The 20,016-nt window shown below is 49.9% G+C and carries 23 protein-coding genes; 11 read left to right on the forward strand and 12 right to left on the reverse strand.

Annotated elements, in window-relative coordinates:
* Window positions 1-60: 60 nt before the first annotated feature.
* The 3 genes from sbcD to ACWJJ4_RS10540 are packed head-to-tail and all read left to right on the forward strand — an operon-like array spanning window position 61 to window position 4,931.
* Window positions 61-1,233 (forward strand): exonuclease subunit SbcD, encoded by a 1,173-nt coding sequence (sbcD, locus tag ACWJJ4_RS10530; RefSeq protein ID WP_070081600.1) that lies wholly within the window; start codon window positions 61-63, stop codon window positions 1,231-1,233.
* Complete coding sequence (gene sbcC, locus ACWJJ4_RS10535; RefSeq protein WP_454021635.1) at window positions 1,230-4,622, forward strand: exonuclease subunit SbcC; 3,393 nt, start codon at window positions 1,230-1,232, stop codon at window positions 4,620-4,622. The genes sbcD and sbcC overlap by 4 nt, the downstream gene beginning before the upstream one ends.
* 15 nt (window positions 4,623-4,637) lie before the next feature.
* Window positions 4,638-4,931: a hypothetical protein gene (locus tag ACWJJ4_RS10540; protein WP_003155144.1), complete on the forward strand. Its 294-nt coding sequence runs from the start codon at window positions 4,638-4,640 to the stop codon at window positions 4,929-4,931.
* A gap of 43 nt (window positions 4,932-4,974) precedes the next feature.
* Here ACWJJ4_RS10540 and ACWJJ4_RS10545 read toward each other — a convergent pair whose 3' ends face one another.
* From ACWJJ4_RS10545 to ACWJJ4_RS10575, 7 genes are all read right to left on the reverse strand, one after another.
* The gene (locus tag ACWJJ4_RS10545) at window positions 4,975-5,193 is read right to left on the reverse strand and encodes a spore germination protein (protein ID WP_003155143.1); all 219 of its coding nucleotides are present in this window, start codon (window positions 5,191-5,193) and stop codon (window positions 4,975-4,977) included.
* A 39-nt stretch (window positions 5,194-5,232) separates the two neighbouring features.
* A complete protein-coding gene (locus tag ACWJJ4_RS10550; protein WP_367069734.1) occupies window positions 5,233-5,628 on the reverse strand; it encodes a spore germination protein GerPE in 396 nt (131 codons plus the stop codon).
* The gene (locus ACWJJ4_RS10555; RefSeq protein WP_003155141.1) at window positions 5,628-5,804 is read right to left on the reverse strand and encodes a hypothetical protein; all 177 of its coding nucleotides are present in this window, start codon (window positions 5,802-5,804) and stop codon (window positions 5,628-5,630) included. The genes ACWJJ4_RS10550 and ACWJJ4_RS10555 overlap by 1 nt, the downstream gene beginning before the upstream one ends.
* Entirely contained in the window at window positions 5,801-6,418 is a 618-nt protein-coding gene (gene gerPC / locus ACWJJ4_RS10560) for a spore germination protein GerPC (RefSeq protein ID WP_031378472.1), read from the reverse strand. Before gerPC ends, ACWJJ4_RS10555 begins: the two co-directional genes overlap by 4 nt.
* A gap of 35 nt (window positions 6,419-6,453) precedes the next feature.
* Entirely contained in the window at window positions 6,454-6,690 is a 237-nt protein-coding gene (locus ACWJJ4_RS10565) for a spore germination protein GerPB (RefSeq protein ID WP_003155138.1), read from the reverse strand.
* A gap of 12 nt (window positions 6,691-6,702) precedes the next feature.
* On the reverse strand, window positions 6,703-6,924 hold the full coding sequence (locus ACWJJ4_RS10570; RefSeq protein WP_003155135.1) for a spore germination protein: 222 nt from the start codon (window positions 6,922-6,924) through the stop codon (window positions 6,703-6,705).
* A 189-nt stretch (window positions 6,925-7,113) separates the two neighbouring features.
* Entirely contained in the window at window positions 7,114-7,323 is a 210-nt protein-coding gene (locus ACWJJ4_RS10575) for an aspartyl-phosphate phosphatase Spo0E family protein (protein ID WP_025649564.1), read from the reverse strand.
* Between the two features lie 215 nt (window positions 7,324-7,538).
* Here ACWJJ4_RS10575 and ACWJJ4_RS10580 point away from each other — a divergent pair, with 215 nt between their 5' ends.
* Both ACWJJ4_RS10580 and ACWJJ4_RS10585 read left to right on the forward strand, forming a co-directional pair.
* Window positions 7,539-8,444, forward strand: coding sequence for a fumarylacetoacetate hydrolase family protein (locus ACWJJ4_RS10580; RefSeq protein WP_146283652.1), 906 nt, complete (start codon window positions 7,539-7,541; stop codon window positions 8,442-8,444).
* A gap of 93 nt (window positions 8,445-8,537) precedes the next feature.
* Window positions 8,538-8,894, forward strand: coding sequence for a YisL family protein (locus ACWJJ4_RS10585; RefSeq protein ID WP_105937889.1), 357 nt, complete (start codon window positions 8,538-8,540; stop codon window positions 8,892-8,894).
* A 37-nt stretch (window positions 8,895-8,931) separates the two neighbouring features.
* Here ACWJJ4_RS10585 and ACWJJ4_RS10590 read toward each other — a convergent pair whose 3' ends face one another.
* On the reverse strand, window positions 8,932-9,111 hold the full coding sequence (locus tag ACWJJ4_RS10590) for a hypothetical protein (protein ID WP_454021636.1): 180 nt from the start codon (window positions 9,109-9,111) through the stop codon (window positions 8,932-8,934).
* 35 nt (window positions 9,112-9,146) lie between these two features.
* Window positions 9,147-9,689 carry a DUF2777 family protein gene (locus ACWJJ4_RS10595; RefSeq protein WP_166460959.1) on the reverse strand — a complete coding sequence of 181 codons (543 nt, stop codon included), beginning with the start codon at window positions 9,687-9,689 and terminating at the stop codon, window positions 9,147-9,149.
* A 175-nt stretch (window positions 9,690-9,864) separates the two neighbouring features.
* Here ACWJJ4_RS10595 and asnB point away from each other — a divergent pair, with 175 nt between their 5' ends.
* Entirely contained in the window at window positions 9,865-11,706 is a 1,842-nt protein-coding gene (gene asnB / locus ACWJJ4_RS10600) for an asparagine synthase (glutamine-hydrolyzing) (protein ID WP_454021637.1), read from the forward strand.
* Between the two features lie 85 nt (window positions 11,707-11,791).
* A complete protein-coding gene (locus ACWJJ4_RS10605) occupies window positions 11,792-12,532 on the forward strand; it encodes a squalene/phytoene synthase family protein (protein WP_146283650.1) in 741 nt (246 codons plus the stop codon).
* A 35-nt stretch (window positions 12,533-12,567) separates the two neighbouring features.
* Here ACWJJ4_RS10605 and ACWJJ4_RS10610 read toward each other — a convergent pair whose 3' ends face one another.
* Window positions 12,568-13,935, reverse strand: coding sequence for an MATE family efflux transporter (locus tag ACWJJ4_RS10610; protein ID WP_003155121.1), 1,368 nt, complete (start codon window positions 13,933-13,935; stop codon window positions 12,568-12,570).
* A gap of 122 nt (window positions 13,936-14,057) precedes the next feature.
* Here ACWJJ4_RS10610 and ACWJJ4_RS10615 point away from each other — a divergent pair, with 122 nt between their 5' ends.
* The 3 genes from ACWJJ4_RS10615 to iolG all read left to right on the forward strand — a co-directional run bounded on the left by ACWJJ4_RS10615 (window position 14,058) and on the right by iolG (window position 17,238).
* A complete protein-coding gene (locus tag ACWJJ4_RS10615; RefSeq protein WP_146283649.1) occupies window positions 14,058-14,921 on the forward strand; it encodes an AraC family transcriptional regulator in 864 nt (287 codons plus the stop codon).
* Window positions 14,922-14,956: 35 nt separating this feature from the next.
* Window positions 14,957-15,982 carry a LacI family DNA-binding transcriptional regulator gene (locus ACWJJ4_RS10620; protein ID WP_265210064.1) on the forward strand — a complete coding sequence of 342 codons (1,026 nt, stop codon included), beginning with the start codon at window positions 14,957-14,959 and terminating at the stop codon, window positions 15,980-15,982.
* 224 nt (window positions 15,983-16,206) lie between these two features.
* Window positions 16,207-17,238, forward strand: a complete 1,032-nt coding sequence (iolG, locus tag ACWJJ4_RS10625; RefSeq protein WP_156735216.1) for an inositol 2-dehydrogenase — start codon at window positions 16,207-16,209, stop codon at window positions 17,236-17,238.
* 45 nt (window positions 17,239-17,283) lie between these two features.
* On the opposite strand, the gene ACWJJ4_RS10630 is transcribed toward iolG, so the two are convergent.
* Together ACWJJ4_RS10630 and ACWJJ4_RS10635 are read right to left on the reverse strand one after the other, a co-directional pair.
* Window positions 17,284-17,778, reverse strand: coding sequence for a DinB family protein (locus ACWJJ4_RS10630; protein WP_182068772.1), 495 nt, complete (start codon window positions 17,776-17,778; stop codon window positions 17,284-17,286).
* A gap of 54 nt (window positions 17,779-17,832) precedes the next feature.
* Window positions 17,833-18,441, reverse strand: a complete 609-nt coding sequence (locus tag ACWJJ4_RS10635) for a LysE/ArgO family amino acid transporter (protein WP_058906696.1) — start codon at window positions 18,439-18,441, stop codon at window positions 17,833-17,835.
* 125 nt (window positions 18,442-18,566) lie between these two features.
* Between ACWJJ4_RS10635 and pdxR the strand changes: the two genes are divergently transcribed.
* Window positions 18,567-20,009: a MocR-like pyridoxine biosynthesis transcription factor PdxR gene (gene pdxR / locus ACWJJ4_RS10640; RefSeq protein ID WP_182068773.1), complete on the forward strand. Its 1,443-nt coding sequence runs from the start codon at window positions 18,567-18,569 to the stop codon at window positions 20,007-20,009.
* The last annotated feature ends 7 nt before the right edge of the window (window positions 20,010-20,016 follow it).

Here is a 20,016-nt window from a genome sequence, read left to right on the forward strand (position 1 = left end):
ATCCGAAGCTCCTTTTTGGAGCGGATCTTTTTTTCTATCAAAAAGTGAGGTGAATGCGGTATGCGCATTTTACATACAGCTGACTGGCACCTCGGCAAAACGCTGGAAGGCAGAAGCCGGCTGAGCGAGCAGGCCGAAGTACTGGAAGAGCTGAATACCATTGTCAAGGAAGAAAACATTGATGCGGTCATTATGGCAGGGGATGTATTCGATACGGTCAACCCGCCTGCGCTCGCTGAACAATTGTATTACGAAAGTCTTTCCGCGCTTTCTGACGGCGGAAAACGCCCGGTTGTCGTCATTGCCGGAAACCATGACAATCCCGACAGGCTGGCGGCGGCTTCTCCGTTAACAAATGAGCGCGGCATTCATTTAATCGGCTATCCGCGGACAGAACCCGTGCATATTGAGGTGCCGTCGGCGGACGAGCTGTTAGCCGTAGCCGCGCTGGCATATCCGTCAGAGGCGAGATTAAACGAAGTGCTTTCTGATACGTTTGAGGAAAAGCTTCTTCGCGATCATTACGATGTGAAAATCAGAGAGGCGTTTGCTCACATGTGCGGACTGTGCCGGAACGATGCCGTGAAAATCGCGGCGAGCCACATTTATGTCGCGGGGGGAAATCAGACTGATTCAGAGCGTCCGATTGAAGTCGGGGGCGCTTACACGGTCGCCGCTGACAGCCTGCCGGCTGATGCGGCTTACGTGGCTCTCGGCCATCTCCACCGTCCGCAAACGATCAAGCGCGCCAAGACGGCTGCCCGTTATTCAGGCTCTCCGCTCGCATACAGCTTTTCGGAAGCCGGTTATGCCAAATCGGTGACAGTGGTAGAAGCGAAGCCCGGCGGAGAAGCGAAGTGGGAAGAGATTTTCCTGTCTTCCGGTAAACCGCTCGTCAAATGGAAAGCGCAGGGGCTGAGCGAGGTTCACGGCTGGCTTGATGAAGGGCGTGACCGGAATGCCTGGATCGATCTTGATATCCATTTGACGGATCAGCTTTCTCTCGAGGAAATTCATCGGCTGAGAAAGGCGCATCCCGGCTTTATCCATATCAGGCCGGTTTTTGAAGAAAAAGAGACCGAAAATGACCGGATTGAAGTGAGACACATATCAATTGAGGACCGATTTAAGAAGTTTTATGAAAAACAAACGGGCGGCGGTGTGCCGGATGAGGAGATGGTCAAGCTGTTTTTAGAGCTTGCGTCAGCAGATGATGAGGAGGATGCGACATGAGGCCGATTCTGTTAACGATAAAAGGGCTCCACAGCTTCAGGGAGGAACAGACCATTGATTTTGCCGGACTGTCAGGAGCCGGGGTGTTCGGGATTTTCGGGCCGACCGGAAGCGGAAAATCGTCGATCCTTGATGCCATGACACTCGCTTTATACGGAAAAGTGGAGCGCGCCGCAAATAATACGCACGGCATCCTGAATCATGCCGAAGATCAGCTTGCCGTCTCATTTACATTCGCGCTTCAATCCGGCCACCGGGTTTCCTACAAGGTCGAGCGCGTTTTTAAGAGGACGGATGAAACGAAAGTAAAAACCGCCCTCTGCCGGCTGATTGAAATCAAAGATGAACAAACGGTGCTGGCCGATAAAGCGAATGAAGTGAACAAAAAGGTAGAGGAGCTTCTTGGCCTGACCATTGACGACTTTACAAGAGCCGTCGTGCTGCCGCAAGGAAAGTTTGCCGAGTTTCTGTCGCTAAAAGGCGCGGAAAGAAGACATATGCTCCAGCGCCTGTTTAATCTGGAACAGTACGGGGACAGGCTTGTCAAAAAATTGCGGCGGCGGGCGCAGGAAGCGGCAGCGAAAAAAAATGAAATGCTGGCCGAACAATCCGGCCTCGGAGACGCAGGAGAAGATGCGCTGAAGCAGGCTGAACAGCAGTTTCACGAAGCGAACGAACGGCTTGAAGCAGCTGAGAAGAAACGGGTCCGGGCAAAAGAGCGTTTTGAAAATCACCAGGAAATTTGGAACTTGCAGACAGAAAGAGATGAATATGAGCGCCGGGAGAAAAAGCTTGAGGAAAGACGCCCGTACATCACGGATTTGACTGAGCGTCTTAAAGAGGCGGAAACAGCTCTCGCCCTTGAGCCGTACGCAGACCGCTGCACAGAAGCCGTCCGCCGGAAGCAGCGCGCCGAACAGGAACACGAACTGGCCAAACGGAAATCAGAGGCGGAAACCGTTTCATTTACCCGGCAAAATGAAGCCTATGAAGCATGGCGGGCCCATAAGGCCGAACAGGAGCCGAAACTTGTCAAGGAAGAAGAGCTGTATCAAAGACTTTCAGCCATTGAACAAAAACTGCTTGAAGCGAAAAAAGAAGCGGAAAAAACAAATGCGGAGCACAGCAAAAAAGAGGAAGAATACGAAGCCGCCTCGAAACAGCTGGCCGCAGTGAAAGACCGCCTGACCCGCGGCCAAAACAGGCAGAATGAGCTGAAAGAAGAGCTGAAAGCAGTTCAAGTGACCGCCGATGAACGGAAAAAATGCCAGACCGCAGCACAGCTGGCGGCAGGCTTTCAGCAGACACAGGAACAAATCACGAAAGAACGGGCCAATCTGACAACGCAGCTGAAAAACGTGGAGAAGCTCAACGGAGAAAGCGAGTCGCTCACAGAGAAAGCGAAAACGGAAGAGGAAGACATTACGCGCGCTTATCAAACGCTGCAAACCGTTTATCATATGGTCTGTGAAACGGAACGTTCACTGAAAGCCGCAGCCGAACGGGCTGAAAAAAAGCAAGCCGATCTCCGCAGGCGCTCAGAGGAAGCGAGAACGGCTGCATTAACAAAAGAATTATCGGAAAAACTGATCGAAGGAAAGCCTTGTCCTGTATGCGGCTCGACGCAGCATGACCGCCCGCGTTCCGCTCATGAAACATTCTCGCCTGATACGGCTGTGCAGGAACATTTGCAGCAGGTGGAAGCGCTGCTTTCTGAGGCGGCGGCTCTTTCTCAGGAAGTGCTGACAGCCAAGGTTGCATTAGAAGAACAGTCGGGGCGTTTTACCGAAGAATGTCCGTTTCTGCAAAGCGCCCGGGTTCCGGAGCTGGAAGCCGCTTCTTCCATCAGCGGACGCCCGCTTGATGAAGCGTTCAGCGCCGTCCGCTTGGAATGGAAACAAATGAAACAGGATATGCTGTCGGTAAAAGAGAAGGTCACAAGACTGATCAGCGCGCATCAGCAGACGGTAAAACAAGCTGAGCAGCTTGCCGAACGAATCCGCTACGAGGAAAAAGAAGCCGACCGTCTCAGACATTCATTAGAAGAGCTTGAATCGCTGTCAAAAAGCCGATTGAATCAGTACAACGAAGTCTGCGGTGATATTCCGCCAAACCGGATTGACGCCTGGCAGGCTTCGATAGATGAGAAGGACAGGCAGGCAGAAGAATGTGAGAAGCGCATTGAAACAAGCATCGCATTCCTCAAGGAACATGAAGAGGAGAAAGAACGCCTGCAGGAGATGAAGCATCGGCTTGAACGGGAACGGCTTGAGCTTCACTATGCGTCTGAGCGCCTGCAGCAGGTGATTGACGGATATGAACAAGAGCTCGGAACAGCAGCTGAAGAAACATCAATTTCCGCAAAGCTTGAAGCGGTGCGGCAGGAATTACAGCTGTTAAAATCGAAAGAACAGTCCCTATTCGATGCGCTGAAGCAGGCGCAGCAATCACTGAATGACGCAAAAGGCAGGGAATCCGGGAGTCTCATGTCACTCAGGGATGCTGAGACCTCCCTTGAGAAAGCGCAAAACGACTGGCGCGTGAGGTCAAAAGACACCGGGTTTACCGAGCCGGACCAAGTTAAAAAAAGTCTGCTTCCGCAAGGGCGTGCAGAGGAAATGAAAAAAGAAATTGATGAGTTTCTGGACACCTCAAAACAGCTATCGGCAAATATCAGCCGTGTTACTGATAAATTAGCCGAGCGCCGGATATCGGAGGAAGAATGGACAGCATCGGTTTCTCTGCTGAAGCAGGCAGAGGCTGAGTCAGGCGCCGCCATGGAGGAAAAAGGGGCACAGGCAAAAGCCTTCGCGGTTATGCAAAAACAGCATAAGCGCTTTAAAGAAATTGAAGCCGAGCTGAAAAGCTGGCAGACACAGATTGACAGGCTTGATAAGCTCCAGTCTGTATGTAAAGGCAATACATTCGTCGAATTTTTAGCGGAAGAACAGCTGGAAAGCGTGGCTCGGGACGCCTCTGCCCGTCTCGGAGCGCTGACAAGGCAGCGGTATGCCATATTAGTCGATTCAGAAGGCGGTTTCGTCATGCGTGATGACGCGAACGGAGGCGTCAAACGGCCCGTATCAAGCCTTTCCGGCGGGGAGACGTTTCTGACATCGCTGTCGCTTGCGCTTGCCTTGTCCGCCCAGATTCAGCTGCGGGGGCAATACCCGCTGCAATTCTTTTTCTTAGATGAAGGATTCGGGACTCTTGACCAAGGGCTCTTAGACACCGTTGTCACAGCGCTCGAAAAGCTGCAATCGGACAACTTATCCGTCGGAGTGATCAGCCATGTGCAGGAGCTGAGAGCGCGTCTGCCGAAAAAATTAATCGTTCATCCGTCCGAATCGGGCGGGAAAGGCACCCGGGTCACATTGGAGATCATGTAGAAAGGAGAAGGAATTATGGCCGATTCTGCCGAGGGCACATGTGAATTATGCGGCCGCCATCATGTGCGGCTGACGGAGCACCACTTAACGCCTAAGGAAGAAGGCGGGACATTCCTTCCGACCGCAATGCTCTGCATCCCTTGTCATAAACAAGTTCACGCGCTCTATACGAATCAGGAGCTTGCGGCAAGGCTCGCGGGAATAGAAGAGCTGCGGCGTGACCCGAAACTCGCGCGGTTTGTGAAATGGATCAGAAAACAGCCGCCGGAAAAGCTTGTAAAAACAAAAAAAGCAAATGAACGAAAATAACGCTGAACCAAAAGCAGCCCTCTTCTGAAAGAGCGGCTGCTTTTTAGGCGTTTCCGACCACATTTTGATCGCTGACATCGGGGTCTATATAGTTTGTCGCATTGACAACGTTGTTTAATAACAGGAAATCTCCGGTATTGCCTGCTCCCGAACCGAGCGCAGATTTAGAAGAGCTTTTTGGAGAAAGGTAAAAGGAATCACCAAAGTTTACGACTCCGCCCGATATGGAATTGATAGCTATAGGTCCGGTAATTGCTGGCATAAACGACACCCTTTATAGAAGTCTCACCGTCATTATATGTCAGGGCTGCTGTGATTGTGAGCTTGGCGTGAAGATCTGCCTAATATGTTTCAGCCGCGAATCTCCCAGAACGACCGACGTCGATCCGATTTGAACCACGGACGCTGACGATATCCCTTGAACTTTTACATTTCTTACCCGAATTGAAGGGTTTTCATGGCAGAATGCGCTTTGGACTCCTGTTTCCGGTAACGGCATGACGGCCGGCTGCCGAAAGATCTGGTATTCTTTTTTGTTAAATGAGCCTTCATCATCTCTGTATACAGCAAGACTACGCTGATCGGCCAATACTTTGATCCGCATATTGATTTCATTCGTATCGCCTGCTTGAAAGACACTCGCAATCCCGACTGAATTGATTTTGGCGTTTCGGAGGCGTGAAATGCGCTTTAACATTATTCCGGCGCCAGCGGCACATAAGGCCCGATAATAAGAGATTCCGGAGGCGTGTCAAAGATGGAGGACAGATAGACGGAATCGGTGTCGCCGATTAATAATAAGGAAGAACTGGATACACCGGTAGACCGGATGTCGCCGACTTCAATATTCCGGTTAATCACTGTAAAAATCATGACGGATCATCACCTTTCATTTCACCAGGTATGTGTTTAATAAAGTGCTCGACGGCCCTGACAATATCACGCTTCACATGTTCGGCAATCTGCTCGGCATATTGCGCGGGCGCCGTATTTTCTTCTTTCGGGACATGGGACAGATAATACTGAATCCGGCTGTCCATCTGCTTTCTGATATCTTCAATAATATGATATTTGTTCGCTTCGTCCAGCCTGCTCTCATACTGAGTTTCGAGCTGCTCTAAAAGCGCGGGGATTTCTTCATTCAGGTACATATCGACGTTTTGACGGATTTGCTGCATTTGCTGGCCCGCCTGTTCCTGCTGCATCATTCCGACCTGCGGAGATGTCTGGCCGACTTCGAAGTTTTGCACGGCATTCGGATCAGTCGGATTCAACCCGATATTCAGCGTTCCTTCCAGCCGTTCAATTTTCAGCTGATCAAATTTATACTCGAGCCGATCGATTCTTGTAGATGGCTGCTGCTTCAGCGTTGAAATTTCATTTTGGAATTCTTTCAGCTGCCGTTCGAGCTCCTGAATCTGCTGCGCCTGCTGCTGGACGAAAGAATTTAAATTCTGCAGGTAGGATGAAACGGATTGATCATACATGACATTCACCTCGCGTCTCGTTTCCTTCATTAAAACTACCGGCTTGGCGGCTGGAGCGGTACAAATGATGAGGTGCCGGGACCTCCCCCTGTTGTTACAGCCTGCTGCCCCGCGGTGACAGGCGGCGCCGGCTCAACATAACTCCCTGTGTTGTACAGATTGGAAAGAGATTTAATTGAACCGGCGCTTCCGATTTGCAGTATGGAGGAATTGCTGACAGATTCTACACGCATGTAATTGATATGGATCGACTGATTGACGTAAAAATTCATACGGCGCCTCCTTTATGCGTTTCCTGCCATCGGCTGATCGATTACATCATTATCGTACACATTCGTTGAATTCCTGTAATTCGTCAGTGTGAGATTGTCTCCGGTATTGAAGCTGCCCGCTCCGGCAAATGTCTTAACCTCTGCTTTTGGAGAAATGGTGATGCAGTCGCCAATATGAACGACTCCGCTCGTACCGACGGCATTAATTTTAAACGCTCCGACAATTGCGGGCATACGAGCACATCCTTTTCGTGAAGATTTTCATGACTGCACTCCAGGAGCTTATCTGGGCTGCCTGCCTAAAATAGCTTATGACAAATGCACATTTTTGTGAGCGGAAAAAACTTTAGACGTAAAAACACCGGCGCTTTACGCATGCCGGGTCTTATACATAAATGATACAGATTTATATACATATCACGTTTATGAGAAAGCCTCTTTTTTTTCGCGGCCGTGCTGAATCTGTGCGGCCGGGTTCGGCCCGCTGTCTTTCGTTTGTTGGATGAGCCCGCCCCGGCACCCGTTTAAAAGGCTGTCCAGCTCCTGGCTGCACCTGATGGTCTCCGTCGCATTGATTCCGAATTTTTGCGCTGTCTCGAATAAAGTTAATCTTTTTTCTTCAATTTTGTTCATCGTGTGATCTCCAATTCTCGATTATTTTGGAAAACATAGGATGATAATAGTATAACCCATTTTGGCCAAGAAGGTTTTATTTCGTCAATATGACTAAAAAAGTGACAATTTTTGATACTCTTTTACACTTATTTTCAGCCTGTTTAAAAGAGGGATTTCCCGCCCGGAGGAAGAATACATAAAGGAATGCCATTTAAAAATGATGGGGGATTAACATGAAATTTGCGACAGGGGAACTGAACAGCCGAAAATTTGTCGGTCTGATTATTGATGATGACAAAATCTTAGATCTGCAAAAGGCTGAAAAAAAATTGTTTGAACTTGAGACGATTCCGGGTTCGCTGATCGAGTGCATTCAAAAAGGAGATAAGTTTGTCGCGCATGCCGGACAGCTTGCGGAATGGGCGAAAAAACCGAATGACGAATCGGGTTCATTTATGTATGCGCTGTCTGACGTAAAGCTTTGCGCGCCTATTCCGAGACCTTCAAAGAACGTGATCTGCATCGGGAAAAATTATCGTGATCATGCCGTTGAAATGGGGAGTGAGGCGGATATACCGGAGCATCCCATGGTTTTTACGAAAGCCCCGGCTGCCGTTACAGGACACGGAGAAACAGTGAACAGCCACTTGGATGTAACGGAGCAGCTTGATTATGAAGGGGAGCTTGCGGTAATCATATCAAAAAGCGGATCGCACATCTCCAAAGAACATGCGCTTGATCATATATTCGGCTATACAATTGTAAATGATATCACAGCGCGCGATCTGCAGAAAAAACATAAACAGTTTTTTATCGGCAAAAGCCTCGATACGACATGCCCGATGGGCCCGGTCATTGTACATAAGTCGGCCGTCGGCGATCCGCAAAGCCTGAAAGTTGAAACGCGGGTAAACGGTGAACTGCGCCAATCAGGATCAACGGGTGACATGATATTTCCGATAGCTGAATTAATCGAGACGCTGTCAAAAGGAATGACGCTTGAAGCCGGTGACATTATAGCGACGGGGACGCCGTCCGGTGTCGGAAAAGGATTTAAGCCGCCGAAATTTTTAAAGCCGGGGGACCGTATTGACATTACAATTGAACCGATCGGCACGCTGTCGAACCAAATCGGATAATTGTGTGTCTTTCGCACGATTGATAATGCTCCGAGCGGCTTGTTGTGGTACCATAAGTGAGGCAGATTGATCTGATAGGGGGAATTGAACATAATGACACATTGGCATATTACTTCATGGGTCGTTGCGCTTATCCTGATGTTTGTCAGCTACGGGCTGTACGGTTCCGGAAAAGCGAAGGGCGCAAAAATTACGCATATGATTCTGCGCTTATTCTACATTATTATTATTCTGACCGGAGCTGAGCTTTTTGTCCGTTTTGCGAATTGGAACGGAGAGTACGCCGGAAAAATGCTGCTCGGCATCATTACCATCGGACTGATGGAAATGCTCGTCATCCGTAAGAAAAAAGGCAAATCAACCGGCGGACTGTGGATCGGTTTTATTATCGTGCTCGTCCTGACGGTGCTGCTCGGACTTCACTTGCCGATCGGCTTTCACGTATTTTAATCAATCGCTTGAAAAACCCGGATGCATCCGGGTTTTTTTAGTTGCGCAACTGTGCCGCTGAATGAAAAATGCCGTGACAGGGGGATGTTGATGAGGCGAAGGAGATGTGCAGGATGCCAAAAGCATCAATCACTCTTGTTGCTGTAAAAGCTACGGCTGTGAAGGGTAAAAGCAAACGCCGGCCGTCAATCAGCGTGAAAAACAAAGCTGGATACATCAGGCGGCACCTATTTAAAAGGTGCCGCCTGTTTGTTACGCGGTGCCGTCTTGTTTTGCCGCTGAATACATAATGGAGCGCCGCCCGTCAGATGCCGTCCATTCAAATCTGTCGTGTTTACCCGGGCTGCCGCGATGATGCTGAAGGGCGCATTGTGCGTCATCCGCCGAGAAGTGATAAAACGAAACGCCTTCACCGGAAAACAGCGCCTGATTGTAGGAAAATACGCAATCATATACAGACAGGCCGAACCCGTGCAGATGGCTGAGAAACAGCAGAAACGTTTCATCGTCCAGCGAATCGAGCAAGGTTAACAGCGGCCGTTTGACCGCTTTTTCATAACGGATTTCTTCCCCGCCGAGCAGGGGGATGGTGTCTGCGCCGATTTCGGCCGCACCGCCGCAAATCCGTGCCGGCTGCCATCGGCCGTCGTGTTTCATCAATACGGCTGCGTTTCCTAGACTGTCTGCAAGCAGGATATCGCCTTCATCGTTTTCGACGAGGCAGATGCCGTCCTCTATCATCAGGGTGCCGCGCCCCCATTTGTTTTTTTCTGAGAAAAGCTGTTTTCGTTTCATAACCGTGCCGGTCTCCTTTGTTTGTTTCTTCTCTTCCGTTCTTTCCAAATCGGGCTTGTCTCATACAAGTCTTAGTGGGACAAATCAACTATCTGCGTTTCTTTGCATAAACTGGGTAAAGTGCTGATAGAAACGAATTTGAAACCGACAGAAACGGGATTGGAGCTGATATCACATGTGTGGAATTGCGGGTTGGGTCGATTTTCAAAAGCAGCTCGTCCAAGAGAAACATATTATGAACAATATGATAGACACTCTTTCAAAACGAGGGCCTGATGATTCAAACGTCTGGGGAGAGCCCCATGTTTTATTCGGACATAAAAGACTTTCGGTCGTTGACATTGAAGGCGGCCGCCAGCCGATGGCCTGCACGCATCAAGAGGAAACGTACACCATCATTTATAATGGCGAGCTGTATAACACGGAGGAATTGCGGAAGGAGCTTCAGGCGAGGGGCCACCGTTTTGAGAGGACCTCTGATACAGAAGTGCTGCTGCACAGCTATATTGAGTGGCGGGAGGAGTGCGTGGACCGCTTGAACGGTATTTTCGCTTTTGCCATCTGGGATGAAAAGCGAAAGCGGCTGTTCGGGGCAAGAGACCGGCTCGGCGTCAAACCGTTTTTTTATAAAGAACACGGCTCTTCCTTTCTGTTTGGGTCGGAATTGAAAGCCATCCTTGCTCATCCTGATGTGAAAGCCCGCACAGACAGCGGCGGACTTGCGGAAGTATTCGGACTCGGGCCGTCCAGAACTCCGGGCTGCGGGGTGTTTAAAGGAATTCACGAGGTGCGTCCCGCCCATGCGTTCACTTTCTCAAAGGACGGTTTGTCCATATGGCGTTATTGGAATGTAAAGAGCGAAAAGCATACAGACAGCTTCGATGAAACCGCCGCTCACATTCGGTACTTATTTCAGGATGCAGTGACACGCCAGCTCGTATCTGACGTGCCGGTTTGCACGTTTTTATCAGGGGGGCTTGACTCGAGCGCGATAACCGCGATAGCCGCCGCTCATTTTGAGAAACAAGGAAGAGATCCCCTTCATACTTATTCAATTGATTATGAGGAGAACAGCAAATTTTTTAAAGCGAGCGCCTTTCAGCCGAATGATGACGGCCCGTGGATCGATAAAATGACAAATGCATTCGGCACACAGCATCATAAATGCGTGATTACGCAGGATCAGCTGGTTGAACATCTGGAGGAATCCGTTCTCGTCAGAGACCTGCCGGGCATGGCTGATGTTGATTCATTGCTATTATGGTTCTGCCGGGAAATTAAAAAAGATTTTGTCGTGAGTCTTTCCGGAGAATGCGCGGACGAAATTTTCGGCGGATATCCGTGGTTTCACACCGCGGCAGAAGAAGACGGATTTCCTTGGATGAGGTCGACTGAGGAGAGGGTCACGCTCTTGGATGAAAAGTGGCAAAAACGGCTGAATCTTAGAGAATACGTGAATGCGAGATATGAAGAAACCATTGCGGAAACGCCGCTGTTAGACGGTGAGACGGGAACAGATAAAGCGAGACGGCAGCTGTTCTACTTAAATATGCTTTGGTTTATGACAAATCTGCTCGACCGCAAAGACCGCATGAGCATGGGCGCAAGTCTTGAAGTACGGGTGCCGTTCGCCGACCACAGACTTGTGGAATACGTTTGGAATATTCCTTGGGAAATGAAAATGCATGGCAGCCGGGAAAAAGGCATTTTGCGGAAAGCGCTTGAAGGACTGCTTCCTGAAGATATTTTGTACCGCAAAAAAAGCCCTTATCCGAAAACGCATCACCCGAAATACACGCAGGGGGTTACAGAATGGCTGAAAACGATTTTGCAACAGAAAGATTCCGTGCTTCACACCCTGCTTGACAGAAAGAAGCTGGAAATGCTGCTGGAGACAGAAGGTTCATCTTTTCAGGTGCCGTGGTTCGGCCAACTGATGAAAGGCCCGCAGCTGATCGCCCATCTTGCCCAGATCCATACATGGTTTGAGGCGTACCGTATCGATATAGAAGAATAACAGTGCCGCGACCGGTTTCCGCTGAAGGATATCGGTCTTTTTATTGTGAAACATATGGTACACTAAAAAACAGAGGAGTGATACCATGACCGAATATGAAACATGCGCCCAGCTTGCCGAGGCGCACTTTCCTTTATATAAACGGACTTTCTCATCCCTGCCGCCAAAAAACAGGCGGGCCGCATGGGCGGTGCTTGCTTTGTTTCACGAAGCTGATCGGCTTGATGTGCAGGAACTTGGAGGATTTGAACAGGCGGCACAAGACTTTCTGAACGGGGCACGCGCCGACGGCTTTTTGTGGGAGGCGCTCACTGATGTGCGGCAGCAATTTGCGCTTGAAGAAGAGCCGTTGCGTGAGTTTATCGCCGGCCACATCTCTGACAGAGAAAAAGTAACGTATCAAGAGTTTGATGACCTGCTGATGTACGCGGGCCAAACAGGCGGAGCCATCGGCCTGCTTCTGCTGCCGGTTTGCGCGCGCCGGAACCAAGAGAAACTCCGCCATGCAGCCGTTTCATTAGGAGCAGCCATTCAGCTGACCCGGGTGCTTCTGGGGGTCCATACGGATGAGCGGTCGAAAAAGCGTCTCCCGCGCCAGGTGATGATGCAATTCGGCTATACGGAAGAAGAGCTGGAGAGCCGTACTGTCAACAAAGCTTTTATGAATGTATGGGAGTACATCGCATTCGAGGCTGAGGCGTATTTCGAGGAGGCGTCTGAAGAGCTGGAGCTGTTTCCGTTATACTCAAGGCCCGCCGTTACCGGTTTGCTGGCACATTACCGGTCAGAGCTCGGTGACATGAGAAAACGGCTTTCGCAAGCATAAAAAAACGCCCGGCTTCTTAACGAAGCTCCGGGCGTTTATGCAATCCCTTTTTGAATCCAAATCCGCGACCGCCATCTTCTGTACATAAGAATGCCTCTGACCCATTCATCCGCGATAAATGAAATCCAGATGCCCATAAGCCCCAATCCGAAATGGATGCCGAACAGATAAGCGAGAGGCAGTCCGATACCCCACATGGAAATCATCGCCATGTAGACGGGGAATTTTGCATCTCCGGCAGCCCGCAGCGAGTTGATGATAATGACATTAAATGAACGGCCGGGCTCAAGAATGATCGTCATGGCGATCAGCATGCTCGCCGTCGCAATAATGTCAGGGCTGCTTGTGAAAATTCCGATCAGCTGCTTTGAAAACAAGGTCATGATCACGGATGTCAAAGCGGCAATGCCAAGCGCCCAGTACAGACTTTTCATGCAGCGGTCATAAGCGTCGTCAAACCGTTTGGCGCCGATATATCTGCCGATCAAAATCTGTGTGCCCTGGCTGATCGCCGTTCCGAACAGCAGGATAAACATGGTGATGTTTTGTGTATAAACCTTTGTTGTAAGCGCCTGAGCGCCCATAATGGCGATAAAATAAGTGACAACCATTTGTGAAATGTTGTAAGACAGCTGTTCGCCGGCAGACGGAATCCCGATTTTCAGGAGTTTCCGCAAGTGCTCTTTATGGACGTGAAAAATCTTTTGCCATGTCAGACCGAGTCCGATGCGTTTTTTGACGATCACAATCATCGCGATCAGCCCGATGATCCGCGCAAAGGACGTTGACATCGCAACACCGGCGACGCCTAACACCGGAAGGCCGAGCGGCCCGAAAATGACAAGAAAGTTTCCGGCAATATTTAAAATATTCATCCCGATCGTAACGAACATCGTATCCTTCGTATGACCGTAGCTTTTTAAAATGGCGCTGAACGTCATAATCAAAGCCTGAATGAAGGACAGCCCGCCGACCACCTGCAAAAAGACTTTGGCATCCGGCATCAATTCATTGGAAAGACCCATCACATGAAGCAGCGGAACGGCCGCAAAAAATATGGCGGCGCTGATGGCGAGACTGATGACAAAGTTCGCTCCTATTGATACATAAGCCACTTCCTGCGCCTCTTTTTTCTGTTTAGATCCTAAAAACTGTGAAATCACAATTGTCGTACCCGTTGCGATAAAGCTGAACATCACGATAATTAAATTTAAAATCTGATTGCTGACACCCACGGCCGCCACACTGTTGTCAGAGTATTGGCTAAGCATAAGAGTGTCGGCGTTTCCCATAAACATATATAATGAAACCTCAATAAATATCGGCCAAGTCAGCGCGTATAATGAGAGTTTGTGATCAGAGGATTGTTTGAATGCAGCCCGTTTTAAAATCGCTTGTTTCATTTCTTTTAACCCCTTTCCTGAAAAAATCAACGTTTAAAAGTGTACCTCCATTTTCTTATAATAAAAAGGGAGAGAAACGAAACTTCTTGCAAAAATCCGACTTAAAAAGGAGGGCCGGAAATATGTCCTTTCTCGAGTTCACAGTCCCTCCGTTCCCGGTCTTTATCGCTGCGGGAGAAGGAGTGTTCAAAAAAGGCGAAACCCATGTGAGACGGGTCTTCCCGGTGTTTGATCTGCTGTATGTGAAAGAAGGCGTCCTCTACATTACAGAAGACGAAAACGCCTTTTCCGTTGAAGCGGGAGAATACATTCTGCTTTCTCCCGGTCTTGAACATTACGGAACAAAAGGCAGTGAAGAAACGACATCTTATTCGTGGCTTCATTTTGAAGGAGCGGATTATGAGATGACGGAAACAACCGGGAACAACTGGTCGGAGCTGAGGCGAAAAAAAGGGAGCTTTGAAGAGCCGTCCCGCTACCGGCTGTCCCTGCCGCAAAAAGGGAAGGTGAGACGCCCGCAGTTTATGGCCGGGCAATTCAGTGTGCTGACAGATGACAGCGCCGAGAACTCCGACCTGCCGCTCAGAAAGCAGATTCTGTTTGAAGAGCTGCTGCTCCATCTTCAGAAAGAAGCGTTCCAAATCCCGTCCGCAAAGGAAAGAGTCGCATGGGAGGCCGCCCGGTACCTGCAGGAGCACTATCAGGAGAAAACAACCATCAAAGCGCTCTCTTCGGCACTTCATTACAACCAAGACTACGTGACCCGCTGCATGCAGCAGGTGCTCGGCGTCACGCCCGGCCAGTATACGAACAAAGTCAGAATGACGGAGGCGAAACGTCTTTTGTCCGCAACCAATGACAAAATGGGGACGATCGCGGACGCCATCGGCATGGAAGACCCGACTTATTTTTCCAAACTGTTTAAACAGATTGAAGGCATTTCGCCGCTTGAATACCGCAAATTCGTAAGCCGGAAAACGGACTGACCTAATACTAGAGAACAGAAGAGGGATCGGTAAGCATGAAAATGACAATTTACGACGTGGCCGAAAAAGCGGGCGTCTCCATCTCGACCGTCTCGCGGGTCATCAACAATACGGGGAGGATCAGTGACAAAACCCGCCGGATGGTGCTCCGTGTCATGGAGGAGATGGACTATCATCCGAATGTTCACGCATCCGCTTTGACGGGCAAAAAGACGAATATGATCGGCCTGATCACCCCGGACATTTCAAACCCGTTTTTCGGGGAACTGGCGAAAAGCATTGAAGACAGCGCCGGTGTACTTGGGTTTCATATCATTATCTGCAGCACCGATTATCAGCCTGAAAAAGAAACGAAGTATTTTTCGATGCTGCGGCAGAAGCAGGCGGACGGCATTATATTCGCGACGGGACTTGATCATGATGACAGCGTCACGGCGCTTGATGATATTGTGAAATCGGGCATCCCGCTTGCGATGATTACGCAGGATAAACCGCTCGCGCCGATGGACGTCGTCATTATCGATGACTTTCTCGGCGGCTATACGGCGGCTGAGCATCTCATATCTTTAGGCCATGAAAGAATCGCCTGTATCGTCGGAAACGGCTCGACCACGGGTGAAAGAGACAGAATCAAAGGTTTTCAAAAAGCGATGCGGGAAGCGGGGATGACACTAGATGAATCGCTGATCATACCGACGGAATATTCGCTGGAAAGCGGAAAACAGGCAGCGGGCGAGCTGTTTGACAGAGACCTTCCGACCGCCGTTTTCGCCTTTAATGATGTCTTGTCATGCGCGGCGATACAGGCGGCGCGCTCCCGGGGCATTCGAGTGCCGGAAGACTTGTCCGTCATCGGCTTTGACAATACCATTCTCGCTGAAATGACGGCACCGCCGCTCACGACGATTTCTCAGCCCATCCGCCAAATGGGGCGGCGTGTCGTTGAACTTCTCATTGATGAGATTCAAGGGAAGAAAAAAACAAAAAGCAAAATCATTTTATCTCCGGAACTCGTCATCAGGCATTCTACGGCACCGGTAAAAACGCGCCCTCAGCGATAAGGGCGTTTTTTTCTGTGAAAAACATTGTCAAACGAGCGAAAAGCATTGTAAAATTAAAACAGCTTTTGAGAAAGCGCTTGCGCAAATACTGCGGATTGCAAGCAAAGAAAGCCAACAGCTTGAGTTATAAATAAAGCGCTTTCAAAATAATAATTTCTGTTTAATAAGGGAAACCGCTTGCGCCATTGCGGCATGCGGCCTCAAGAAAAAAGGAGCGGTGATAGATGACAGATCAAGTCAGATGTGCGGTGCTGGGATTAGGACGATTAGGGTATTTTCATGCGAAGCATTTAGCCGGCGAAGTTCGGGGAGCCGAGCTTGCGGCCGTCTGTGACCCGATGAAGGGGAAGGCGGAAGCGTGTGCGAAAGAATTAGGAATCGCCAAATGGACGGAGAGCCCGTATGAACTGCTGGAAGATCACACGATTGACGCCGTCATCATTGTCACGCCGACAAGCACACATGCGGAAATGATCATGAAGGCTGCTGAAAACGGCAAGCACATCTTTGTTGAAAAGCCGCTCACCCTGAGTCTTGAGGAATCGATTAAAGTCATGAAAAAAATCGAAGAAACGGACGTCATCTGCCAGGTCGGTTTTATGAGGCGGTTTGATCCGGCATACGCCGACGCGAAAAGAAGAATCGACGCCGGGGAAATCGGCAGACCCATTTATTATAAAGGATTTACAAGAGATCAAGGCGCACCGCCCGCGGAATTTATCAAACATAGCGGAGGGCTTTTCATTGACTGCTCGATTCATGATTACGACATCGCGAGATATCTCATGAATGCCGAGGTTACGTCTGTGAGCGGGCACGGGAGGGTTTTAAAGCACCCGTTCATGGAGGAGTGCGGCGATGTCGATCAGGCATTAACGTATCTTGAGTTTGATTCAGGCGCGGCCGGCGATGTGGAGGCAAGCCGAAATTCTCCGTACGGCCATGACATCCGCGCCGAAATAATCGGGACGGCGGGAAGCATTTTAGTCGGCACGCTGCGGAACAGCCATGTCACCATTTTAACGGAGTCAGGCAGCAGCTACGAAATTATTCCGGATTTTCAAGCCCGCTTTAAAGACGCTTACCGTCTGGAGCTTGAGCACTTTGCCGAATGTGTGAAAAAAGGGGAAACGCCGATTGTGACAGACATCGATGCCGCGATTAACTTAGAAATCGGGATCGCCGCGACGGAATCTTTTAAAACCGGAAGGCCTGTAAAGCTTACACCGGGCGCCCCCAACTATGCCGGATTATGATAGATTCGAAGTGAAAAAGCAAAGGCACGGGAGGCCTTTGCTTTTTTATGATTCGTATGAGAAAAAAATGTAGTCAGTCGGCACGCCTTTATAGCCCATTTGGTGAAGCATCGCGCTTATATTGCCGCGATGGTATGTGCCGTGGTTCACAATATGCCGGATCACATCGGCATATGTCGTCTGGAGCGTTCCCATGCGCGGATGAGAAATGGAGATCGGGCCTTCCATGTTCTCCAAGTCTCTTAAAAATTCGCTGTATTCTTTGTCCAGTTCAGTCATTCTATGTTCAACCGCCTCAAAATCTCCGTCAAGCTTTTCAAATTGATCAAATTGCGAGACGATTTGTTCGTAAGTTTCTCCGTAAAGCACGTGAAGCCAAATGTAATCCGCCCGGTATATATGCACAAGCACGGCGTTCACAGTCGGAAAAACACTATCCAGTTTCTGCTGTAAGCTTGCCGCGGGCAGGCTCTTCAGATGCTGAATAACTTGCTCATTTGCCCATCTGTGGTAGTGATACAGCTTTAAAATGTCTGACATTCCAATTCCCCCTCTTCCTACCGGTACATTCAACATGACCTGGCCGAATTCCTTTTATCGAAACAAAAGCGCCGCAAAATAAAAAGCAGCACCCCACATCACCAATGCCGAGCATTGATTCAGGATGCCGAGGAGCCGGCCGCCTGTATCCGCCGTTTGGACGAGCCGTCCCGCGAATGCCAGTCCGGCGAACCATACCCAGGAAACCATGATACAAGCACCGGCAAACAGCCATTTATCAATTCCCGGATAGGCGGCGGAGCTTGTGCCGATGACACTGACAGTATCCAAAATCGCATGCGGGTTCAAAAGGGATACCATGGCGGCCGTGACCGCCTGTTTTTTTGCCGTGAAAACTGTTTTTTTCGCCTGTTCGGCCTGCGGTTTGCTTCTCCAAGTCTGCCAGCCTAAAAAACTGAGAAACAAAAAGCCGCCTATAAGCATGACGGTCTGAAAAACGGGAATCTCTGCAATAATCATTGACACGCCTGCGACGGCCGCGCTGATGAGAATCGTATCGCATACCGCCGCGGCAATCACTGCGGGAAACGCCTGCCACACATGTTTTTGCCAGGCTCCCTGCTGAAAAATAAACACGTTTTGCGCGCCCAATGGCAAAATAAGGCCGAAAGCGAGCATCACTCCGTGAAGAATGGCATTCATATCGTAAAACCCTCCAATCGTCAACTACATCTCATTGTAGCCGCACTGTGTGCTGATGTCTCCGGCCATTTGGCTGGTACTTGAACCAGCCAAATGTATAATAAATAAAGAAGGAGGGATGACGTATGAACAGCTGGCGTCCGGATCGGGAGTCGCACATACCGCTTTATCTCCAGATCGAACAGCATATAAAAGAAAAAATACTTCATGGCGAATGGACCATTGGCACGAAAATTCCCTCACAAAGAAAGCTCGCCGAGGAGCTTCAGGTCAACCGAAGCACAGTGACGGCAGCAGTTGATGAGTTAATCGCCCAAGGTCTTCTGGAAGGAAAAAGAGGGGGAGGCACAAAGGTCGTCAACAATACGTGGAGCATCATGGCAGCGGCTAAGCCCCTTGATTGGAGCACGTACGTTACATCGGGGAGTCATCAGCCGAATTCATCCTTGATTCAGGCCATTAATCAAAACGAGCCGCGTCCGGATCTGATCAGGCTGGGGACGGGTGAGCTGAGTCAACAGCTGCTGCCTGAGCAGGAGATGGCCGAACTGTTCCGTGAAGCGGGAACTAACATTTTTGCGCTCGGCTATGAAGAACCGAAGGGCAGCCTGCAGCTTCGGCAAAGCGTCGCGGAACATTTGAAAACAAAGGGGATTCACGCGTCCCCGGCATCCATCGTAATCGTCTCAGGGGCGCTGCAGGCGCTTCAGCTCATTTCAATCGGGCTGCTAAAACCAAACTCCGTCATGCTGGCTGAAAACCCGTCGTATCTCCATTCCCTGCGTGTGTTTCAATCAGCGGGCGTCAGGCTTAAGGGAGTGCCGATGGATGGGAGCGGAATCAAAACGGATCATCTTCCCGCTTACCGTCGGCAATACGAAGCGGGGCTGCTGTACACCATTCCGTCATTCCATAATCCGACCGGAACGGTAATGTCACTCAAGCGGCGGAAGGAACTCATCGCGCTTGCAAGAAATCACCGTCTGCCTGTCATTGAAGATGACGCATACGGTGATATATGGATCGATAAAGAACCGCCGCCTCCGTTAAAATCCATGGACGGTGAGGGGAATGTACTGTATATCGGCACGCTGTCAAAAACCGTAAGCCCGGGTCTGCGCATCGGATGGGTCGTCGCCCCTGAGCCGGTTGCAGACAGGCTCGCCGATATTAAAATGCAGACGGATTACGGCTCCAGCGCTTTATCTCAATGGGCGGCATGTCAATGGCTGTCAAGCGGCCGCTATGAAGAGCGTCTTTTGCGTCTCAGAAAGGAACTCAAAATCAGGAGAGATGCGGCATTGCGTTTTCTTGAAAGATACGCGGGAGATATTGCGGAGTGGCGTGTGCCGGAGGGGGGCTTTTATATTTGGGTCACCTTCCATAAAGCATTCACCGTTCAGACGCTTTTCATCCGTGCCTTGGAGGCCGGCGTGCTGATCAATCCGGGAGCTCTCTATCTTCCCGAAGACCGGCAAAGCCTGCGTCTTTCCTATTCGTACGCATCTTTACCGGACTTGGAAAAAGGCATTCAAACGATAGCGGACATTGCCCGCCGTTTCGTTTAATAAAAGA

This window comes from Bacillus sp. JK62 (genome assembly GCF_053663455.1).

Bases quoted from the DNA above. Each gene is read 5' to 3' on its own strand.
- sbcD (WP_070081600.1), top strand. From the start codon at position 61: ATGCGCATTTTACATACAGCTGACTGGCACCTCGGCAAAACGCTGGAA.
- sbcC (WP_454021635.1), top strand. From the start codon at position 1,230: ATGAGGCCGATTCTGTTAACGATAAAAGGGCTCCACAGCTTCAGGGAG.
- ACWJJ4_RS10540 (WP_003155144.1), top strand. From the start codon at position 4,638: ATGGCCGATTCTGCCGAGGGCACATGTGAATTATGCGGCCGCCATCAT.
- ACWJJ4_RS10545 (WP_003155143.1), bottom strand. From the start codon at position 5,193: ATGCCAGCAATTACCGGACCTATAGCTATCAATTCCATATCGGGCGGA.
- ACWJJ4_RS10550 (WP_367069734.1), bottom strand. From the start codon at position 5,628: ATGTTAAAGCGCATTTCACGCCTCCGAAACGCCAAAATCAATTCAGTC.
- ACWJJ4_RS10555 (WP_003155141.1), bottom strand. From the start codon at position 5,804: ATGATTTTTACAGTGATTAACCGGAATATTGAAGTCGGCGACATCCGG.
- gerPC (WP_031378472.1), bottom strand. From the start codon at position 6,418: ATGTATGATCAATCCGTTTCATCCTACCTGCAGAATTTAAATTCTTTC.
- ACWJJ4_RS10565 (WP_003155138.1), bottom strand. From the start codon at position 6,690: ATGAATTTTTACGTCAATCAGTCGATCCATATCAATTACATGCGTGTA.
- ACWJJ4_RS10570 (WP_003155135.1), bottom strand. From the start codon at position 6,924: ATGCCCGCAATTGTCGGAGCGTTTAAAATTAATGCCGTCGGTACGAGC.
- ACWJJ4_RS10575 (WP_025649564.1), bottom strand. From the start codon at position 7,323: ATGAACAAAATTGAAGAAAAAAGATTAACTTTATTCGAGACAGCGCAA.
- ACWJJ4_RS10580 (WP_146283652.1), top strand. From the start codon at position 7,539: ATGAAATTTGCGACAGGGGAACTGAACAGCCGAAAATTTGTCGGTCTG.
- ACWJJ4_RS10585 (WP_105937889.1), top strand. From the start codon at position 8,538: ATGACACATTGGCATATTACTTCATGGGTCGTTGCGCTTATCCTGATG.
- ACWJJ4_RS10590 (WP_454021636.1), bottom strand. From the start codon at position 9,111: ATGTATCCAGCTTTGTTTTTCACGCTGATTGACGGCCGGCGTTTGCTT.
- ACWJJ4_RS10595 (WP_166460959.1), bottom strand. From the start codon at position 9,689: ATGAAACGAAAACAGCTTTTCTCAGAAAAAAACAAATGGGGGCGCGGC.
- asnB (WP_454021637.1), top strand. From the start codon at position 9,865: ATGTGTGGAATTGCGGGTTGGGTCGATTTTCAAAAGCAGCTCGTCCAA.
- ACWJJ4_RS10605 (WP_146283650.1), top strand. From the start codon at position 11,792: ATGACCGAATATGAAACATGCGCCCAGCTTGCCGAGGCGCACTTTCCT.
- ACWJJ4_RS10610 (WP_003155121.1), bottom strand. From the start codon at position 13,935: ATGAAACAAGCGATTTTAAAACGGGCTGCATTCAAACAATCCTCTGAT.
- ACWJJ4_RS10615 (WP_146283649.1), top strand. From the start codon at position 14,058: ATGTCCTTTCTCGAGTTCACAGTCCCTCCGTTCCCGGTCTTTATCGCT.
- ACWJJ4_RS10620 (WP_265210064.1), top strand. From the start codon at position 14,957: ATGAAAATGACAATTTACGACGTGGCCGAAAAAGCGGGCGTCTCCATC.
- iolG (WP_156735216.1), top strand. From the start codon at position 16,207: ATGACAGATCAAGTCAGATGTGCGGTGCTGGGATTAGGACGATTAGGG.
- ACWJJ4_RS10630 (WP_182068772.1), bottom strand. From the start codon at position 17,778: ATGTCAGACATTTTAAAGCTGTATCACTACCACAGATGGGCAAATGAG.
- ACWJJ4_RS10635 (WP_058906696.1), bottom strand. From the start codon at position 18,441: ATGAATGCCATTCTTCACGGAGTGATGCTCGCTTTCGGCCTTATTTTG.
- pdxR (WP_182068773.1), top strand. From the start codon at position 18,567: ATGAACAGCTGGCGTCCGGATCGGGAGTCGCACATACCGCTTTATCTC.